The sequence below is a fragment of the Hydrogenivirga sp. genome (assembly GCF_056450045.1).
The window spans coordinates 1-6,567 of record NZ_JBWONM010000123.1 but is presented as its reverse complement, the minus strand read 5'-3'; the positions used below and the strand labels follow the sequence as shown (position 1 = coordinate 6,567).

The 6,567-nt window shown below is 53.9% G+C and carries 6 protein-coding genes; 4 read left to right on the top strand and 2 right to left on the bottom strand.

Features of this window, described 5'->3' with window-relative positions; translation table 11 throughout:
• Together AC1HCM_RS05275 and AC1HCM_RS05270 are read left to right on the top strand one after the other, a co-directional pair.
• Positions 1–825: MiaB/RimO family radical SAM methylthiotransferase (locus AC1HCM_RS05275; RefSeq protein ID WP_479460720.1), on the top strand; the 825-nt coding region annotated here is incomplete at its 5' end.
• Positions 826–828: 3 nt separating this feature from the next.
• Positions 829–1,929 (top strand): efflux RND transporter periplasmic adaptor subunit, encoded by a 1,101-nt coding sequence (locus tag AC1HCM_RS05270; protein WP_479460719.1) that lies wholly within the window; start codon positions 829–831, stop codon positions 1,927–1,929.
• On the opposite strand, the gene AC1HCM_RS05265 is transcribed toward AC1HCM_RS05270, so the two are convergent.
• On the bottom strand, positions 1,893–4,436 hold the full coding sequence (locus tag AC1HCM_RS05265; protein ID WP_479460718.1) for a cation-translocating P-type ATPase: 2,544 nt from the start codon (positions 4,434–4,436) through the stop codon (positions 1,893–1,895). The two genes, AC1HCM_RS05270 and AC1HCM_RS05265, sit on opposite strands and share 37 nt — an antisense overlap.
• Before the next feature lie 20 nt (positions 4,437–4,456).
• Between AC1HCM_RS05265 and AC1HCM_RS05260 the strand changes: the two genes are divergently transcribed.
• The gene (locus AC1HCM_RS05260; protein WP_479460717.1) at positions 4,457–5,713 is read left to right on the top strand and encodes an FtsX-like permease family protein; all 1,257 of its coding nucleotides are present in this window, start codon (positions 4,457–4,459) and stop codon (positions 5,711–5,713) included.
• On the opposite strand, the gene AC1HCM_RS05255 is transcribed toward AC1HCM_RS05260, so the two are convergent.
• Entirely contained in the window at positions 5,694–6,434 is a 741-nt protein-coding gene (locus AC1HCM_RS05255; RefSeq protein WP_479460716.1) for a hypothetical protein, read from the bottom strand. The genes AC1HCM_RS05260 and AC1HCM_RS05255 overlap by 20 nt on opposite strands.
• A gap of 18 nt (positions 6,435–6,452) precedes the next feature.
• Between AC1HCM_RS05255 and AC1HCM_RS05250 the strand changes: the two genes are divergently transcribed.
• Positions 6,453–6,567: argininosuccinate synthase domain-containing protein (locus AC1HCM_RS05250; protein WP_479460721.1), on the top strand; the 115-nt coding region annotated here is incomplete at its 3' end.

Here is a 6,567-nt window from a genome sequence, read left to right as displayed (position 1 = left end):
CTCTACTTTGAGGAGTCAAGACCTTTCCTTAAAGTACAGGAGGGCTGTAACAAGTTCTGCACCTTCTGTGTGATACCCTTCGCAAGGGGAAAGGTCAGAAGTGCCCCGAGGGAGAAGGTGCTCCAGCAGGTTGAACTGCTCGCTGAGAAGGGCTTTGAGGAGATAGTCCTCTCAGGCACACAGCTCTCCCAATACGGCTGGGATATGGGAAGCTCCCTCCACCAGCTCCTGCTTGATATACTGAAAGTGAAAGGAGTAAAGCTGATTAGGCTATCCTCCATGCACATCAAGGAGATGTCCCACGAGCTTCTGGAGCTCATCACCTCCGAGGAAAGGATCGCCCCCCACTTCCACCTCTCCCTACAGAGTGCCTCCGACAGGATACTCGCCCTCATGAAGAGGGGCTACACGAGGGATGAGTATGAGCGGGTCGTTGAGTACATAGTCTCCAGAAGACCTCTATCTGCCATCGGCACGGACCTCATAGTTGGCTTCCCCACCGAGAGCGAGAAGGACTTTGAGGAGACCCTCCGCTTCGTTGAGGATATGCCCTTTGCCTACCTTCACCTCTTCCCTTACTCCGACAGACCCTTCACAAAAGCCTCCCGGATGGATGAAAAGGTCCCCGAAAGGGTTAAAAAGGAGAGACTTAAGGCACTTCAGGAGCTTGACTCTCTGAAGAGAGAGGATTTTCACAGGAAGAACAGGGGGAGAAGACTGAGGGCGACCGTCCTGAAGGAAGGAAGGGTTCTTACAGAGAACTACATCCACGTGGAGAGGAAAACGGAGCACCCACCCGGAAGGGTCGTTGGTATCATCTTATAGATGATGAAGTACCTCATCCCCCTTCTCTTTCTCCTGTCCCTTATGGGTGGCTTCCTATTTCTGGAGAGCTCTGGAGGTGAGGAGAGGAGGTGCGTCGTTGAGAGCAGGGAGGTGGTGAAGGGTATATACGCCTCGGGTTACGTTGAGAGCAAGGAGGAGGTTATCCTTCGCTCCTCCGTCTCGGGCTACGTAAAGGAGCTCTACGCGGATGTGGGGGAGAGGGTAAGGAAGGGACAGCTCCTCGCCCTGATAGACGATGGGGGTCTTGAGAACAGGGTCAGGTCCCTGGGCAGCAGGATAGAGCTCCTTGAGGAGAGGCTCAGGGAAGGCTCAGCCTTCAGGAAGAAGCTTGAGAAGGAGGTGGATATAAGGGCTGAGAACCTCAGTAAGGCTAAGGAGAGGTTCCTCAGGAGGAAGAGGCTCTTTGAGAGGGGAGTCATTCCTAAGGAAGCCCTTGAGGAAGCTGAGAGGCTTTACAGGAACGCCCTAAGGGAGTACGAGGCTTCGTTGCTGAACCTTGAGGACACCCTGAGGGGGCTTGAGAAGGAGCTCAGCTCCCTTAAGGAGCAGAGGAGGTCCCTTGAGAGGGAGCTCTCAAGATACAGGATAAGGAGCCCCATAGAAGGCGTAGTCCTCAGGAGGTTTGTTGAGAAAGGAGACTACGTTAACCCCTTGAGCAGGGAGAACGCCCTCTTCTCGGTGGGCTCTCCTGAGAGGAAGGTCGTGCTACAGGTTGACGAGGAGCTTGCTCCTCTTCTCAAGAGGGGACAGAGGGTTTACATAACGACCGATGCGGTTCCCGGAAAGGTCTTTGAGGGCAGGGTGGAGAGGTACGACCTTGAGAGCGAGAGGACGAGAAGGATTGTGGAGGTTGAGGTCAGTGTCCAGCTTCCCCAGAGAGTGCCCGTGGGTTCCGTTGTGGAGGGAAACGTGGTGGTAAGCAGGCTCAAGACCACTGTTGTTCCCATTGATGCGGTGAAGGACGGCTTCGCCGTGCTTGTAGTAAACGGGGAAAAGAAGAAGGTTAAGGTGAACCGCCTCTTTGAGGGCTTTGCAGAGGTTTTGGGCTACCCTCCGGGAACGCCCTGCCTCTTGGAAGAGTGAGCTCCCAAAAACCACCAGAGGAGCTTCCTCGCCTCAATAAAGAGGAAGACTACTCCCGAGGTCAGGGCAACGTAGAGCCAGTCCTTGTGGCTAAGGGGTATGGAGTGGAGGTAACCGGGGAAGAGGTAGAGGGCTGAGAGCTGAAGGAGAACCCCAAGGGTTAGCCCGAGGTATATGTAAGGGTTCTGGGTGAAGTTCCTCCAGGGCTTGTAAAGGAAGGGTCTGTCCCTTACAGTCTGGACGCCTACAACCCACTGGTTTGCAACCATTGAGGTGAAGACGAGGCTAACCGCCCTCCCGTAGTCATACACACCGAGGGAGTGAAGGAAGAGGAAGAGGTTCACCAAGCCTATGACCAGGGCTGTCGTAAGCGTGTCGGAGATCAGCCTCCTGTCAAGGAAGACCTTCTCGGGTTTCTTTGGGGGGGTTTTCATAACGTCCTCTTCCTCCCTGTTGAAGGGGAAGGCTTTGTCCTGAACTCCATCGGTCACGAGGTTTATCCAGAGTATCTGGGTGGGATAGAGGGGAAGGGGGAGCCTAAGGAGGAAGGAGAGGGAGAGGAGGAGGACCTCTCCGAAGCTTGCGGAGAGAAGGTAGATTATAGCCCTCCTTATGTTCCTCGCTATCTCCCTACCAGCCTTTATGGCATCAACTATTACCGACAGGTTGTTGTCCGTTATTACCATCTTGGCGACCTCTATCGCCGCCTGAGAGCCCGAGCCCATAGCCACACCTATGTCGGCAACCTTCAGGGCTGGGACATCGTTCACGCCGTCTCCTGTAACGGCAACTATCTCTCCCCTGCTCTGAAGAACCCTCACTATCCTGTACTTGTCCTCGGGCAGAGCCCTGGCAACTACAGACACCTTCTTTAGGGCTGTGTAAAGCTCCTCATCGCTGTAAGACTCTATCTGCCTCCCCTCAACAGCCCAGTCCCCTTCCCTGTATATGCCGACCTCCCTTGCCACAGCCTTGGCTGTCTTCAGGTTATCTCCCGTAAGCATGATTATCCTGACCCCTGCTCTCCTCGCCGACTCAACCGCCTCCTTAACACCCTCCTTCGGAGGGTCCATAAAACCTATAAGTCCAGCAATCCTTATTCTTACCTCCTCAGGACCTGTGGGCTTCCCGTTAAGGGGTGAGTAGCCGAAGGCTATAACCCTCAAACCCCTCTCAGCCATCTCGTCATGCCTTCTTGCAAGCTCTTCCTTCTCCCCCTCCGCCATCTGGAGCAGGCTCTCCAGGGCTCCCTTTATAAGGAAAAGCTCCCTCCCTTCACACCTGTGAACCGTCGCCATGTATCTCCTCTTGGTGTCAAAGGGAAACTCAAGGGTGCGGGGGCACTCCTCCCTTGTCCTCCTCCAGTCGTATCCCTCCTCCTCCAGCCACCTGAGCAGGGCGACCTCAAGGGGGTCTCCACCCGATCCGTCGGAGTTGTTGCAAAGGGCTGATATCAGCCTGAGGTGTTCGGGCTCAATCTCATAGACCTCCTCTACCTTAAGGCGTCCCTGGGTTATGGTTCCCGTCTTGTCCGTTGCTATGTAGGTTGTGCTTCCGAGGGTCTCGGCTGCGGGCAGGTACCTTATGTAGGTTCTTCTCCTTGCAAGCCTGAGGGAGCCGACTACAAGGACGAGAGTTATCACTATGGGTAGTCCTTCTGGAACCGCGGAGACGAGCTCCGCTATCACGAGCATAACGACCTCGTAGAGGTCCCTCCCCTGAAACAGACCTATGAGCAGGAGGGAAAGCAGGATACCTATGAGTATCAGCATCCACACCCTTGAGAACCTCTTCAGTGCCCTCATCAGGGGAGTGTCGGGAGAGCTCTCCTGGGCTCTCAGGGCTATCTTCCCCAGCTCCGTATTCCTCCCCGTTGCGTAAACGACCCCCTTTCCCCAGCCCCTCACGACCACTGTCCCCTTGAAGAGGATGTTCTTTCTCTTGTAAAGGGGTGTCTCTTCGGGAAGGGTGGGCTCTTCGTCCTTCTCAACGGGTATTGATTCCCCTGTCAGGATGGCTTCATCAACGAGGAGACCCTCTCCTGCGAGAAGCCTGATGTCAGCAGGGACCACGTCCCCCTCCTCAACGAGGACCACATCACCCGGAACGAGGAGAGCTGTGGGGACTACCTCAAGTCTGCCATCCCTGAAGACCTTAGCCCTCAGCTCAGTATGCCTCCTGAGGGACTTCAAAGAGGTCACAGCCTTGTACTCTTGAAAGAAGCCGATTAGGGAGTTTACCAGGACTATTCCCACTATGAGGAGAAAGTCAACGCTCTTTCCAAGAAGGAGGGAGAAGATTGAGGCAGCCAAGAGTATATAGACCAGAGGACTCCTGAACTGGCGGAGAAAGATTGTAAGAAGGCTCTCTTCCTCTGTCTCTATCTCGTTCCTACCGTATATACTGAGCCTTTTTCTCGCCTCCTCCTCGCTCAGCCCCTCGGGAGAGGTCCTGAGAAGGGAAAGGATATCTTCTATCTTCAGGGCGTGGGCTTTTGGCTCATCCATTAGCTTAAAATTGTAAGGGAATGTATCACATCCTCTTCGTCAGCCTCAAGCTGCTCCTTCAGAGGAGAAGGCAGAGCCTTGTATCAACCCTCGGCGTCGCCATAGGGGTTACAGCCTTCGTCGTCATGAGCTCGCTGATGCTCGGCTTCCAAAAGCACTTCATAAAACAGGTTATAGACCTTGACGCCCACATATCAATAAAGCCTCAGTTCAACTACAACGAGAAGAGGATACTCTCAAGGGTTTTCGGAGGTGACGTTATCCTTGAGATTCTCGGAGCGAAGCCTAAGGAGGTGAGGGACAGGATAAAGGAGTACAGGGTGATAATGGAGAGGTATGAGGGCAGGAGGGGAATAAGGGGTATAGCCCCCCACCTGAGGGGAAACGCCATCGTGAGATTCGGTCCCAAGGACGTTCCCGTCAACCTCTTTGGGATAGACCCTCAGCTTGAGGGCAGAGCTACGAGCATAGAGAGGTACCTTGAGAGGGGAAACCTTCGCAAGCTCTACGTGAAGAGAAGCGGGATAATCCTCGGAAAGCTCGTGGCGAGGGACCTGGGAATAAAGGAAGTTGGGAAAAAGGTCATCGTGATAGCCCCCAACGGGGTCTCCCAGATATTTGAGGTCGTTGACTTCTTCAACTCAGGGATAACCACGATTGATAAGAGCAGAGCCTACATACACCTCAGGGCTATGCAGAAGCTCCTGGGCAGACCCAACGAGGTGAACGAGCTCGTCGTCCGTGTGGAGGATGTGGATGAGGCTGTCAGGATAGCGAGGAAGATTGAGGAGGACACGGGCTACGACGCCCAGAGCTGGCAGGAGGCTTACAGCAACTTCCTTCAGCTCTTCAAGATTCAGAAGACCATAACCTACCTCGTCGTCGGAGCCATACTCCTCGTGTCAGCCTTCGGGATATTCAACATACTGATGATGACCGTTCTTGAGAAGCAGAGGGACATAGCGATACTCAAGGCTATGGGCTACTCAAGCAGGGACATAACCCTCATATTCATGATTCAGGGACTTCTCATAGGCGTTGCGGGAGTTGTTATAGGGAGTGTGAGCGCCTACCTGACCCAGGAGTATCTCTCCAGCGTTGAGATAAATCTTGAGGGACTCCTCAGGGCTAAGGGCTTCATCCTTGACAGGTCCTTTCTCTACTACGTAGGCGGTGCCCTCTTTGCCCTCTCCTTCTCCTTCTTTGCCTCTGTGTACCCAGCCCGAAGGGCTGCGAGGCTAAACCCCGTTGATATATTCAGGAGCGGAGGAGTCTGAAGACCGCCACGGTTCCGAAGGTGTAGAGCAGGTGAACGGTCAGAAAGCTGAGCAAGGGTGCGAAGGGTGGGAGGAGTATAAAAATAAGGTGTGCCAGGAGAAGCAGGAGCGTGATGACGGATACGATAAAGGAGGACTTGATGTAGTCCCAGTTGAGGAGCGTCTTCCAGCTGATCTCAGCATAGATAGAGCTCAGGAAGGCTTTCAGCGTATCCCAAAAGCCCCTTCCCCTGAGCATGGCTCTCCCGAAGAATATCGGAAAGGAGCTTACCAAAGAGAAGTAGAGAAGGAGGGCAAGGAGCAGGCTGAGCACAAGACCGAGCCAGCTGACCTCTCCGCCTTCAAAGAGGGGTTTTAGGACTGACCACACTCCTCCAAAGAAGAAGATGAGAAGCGACAGGGCGGCGGCTCCAAAGGTCAGGATCAGCTGTCCTATTATGATGGCAAGGGTCTCAGGAAAGAAGCGAAAGAAAACGGCAAGAGGATTCCACTCAAGGGAGCTCAGGAAGGTTTTGCTATCCCCTTCGGAGGCTATGTAAGCCTTTGACACGTAAACAGTGTAGGAAAAGATCAGGTAGGTGTTGAGTAAGGCGGCGAAGAAGCCTATGCCGGGTAGCAATGTTAGAAGGTTCAAAAAGACGATGAGAAGGAAGAGGAGACCAACGGGAATTGGGTTCCTTAGAAGGCTCAGCTTCCAAACCCTTAGGGCTTCCCTCCACATGTGGATTATAATACTCCCATGGCTAAGAGGGTTATACTCGCTTACTCAGGAGGTCTTGACACCTCCGTAATAGTCAGGTGGCTCACCGACAAGGGCTATGAGGTCATAACCTACACCGCAGACGTGGGACAGG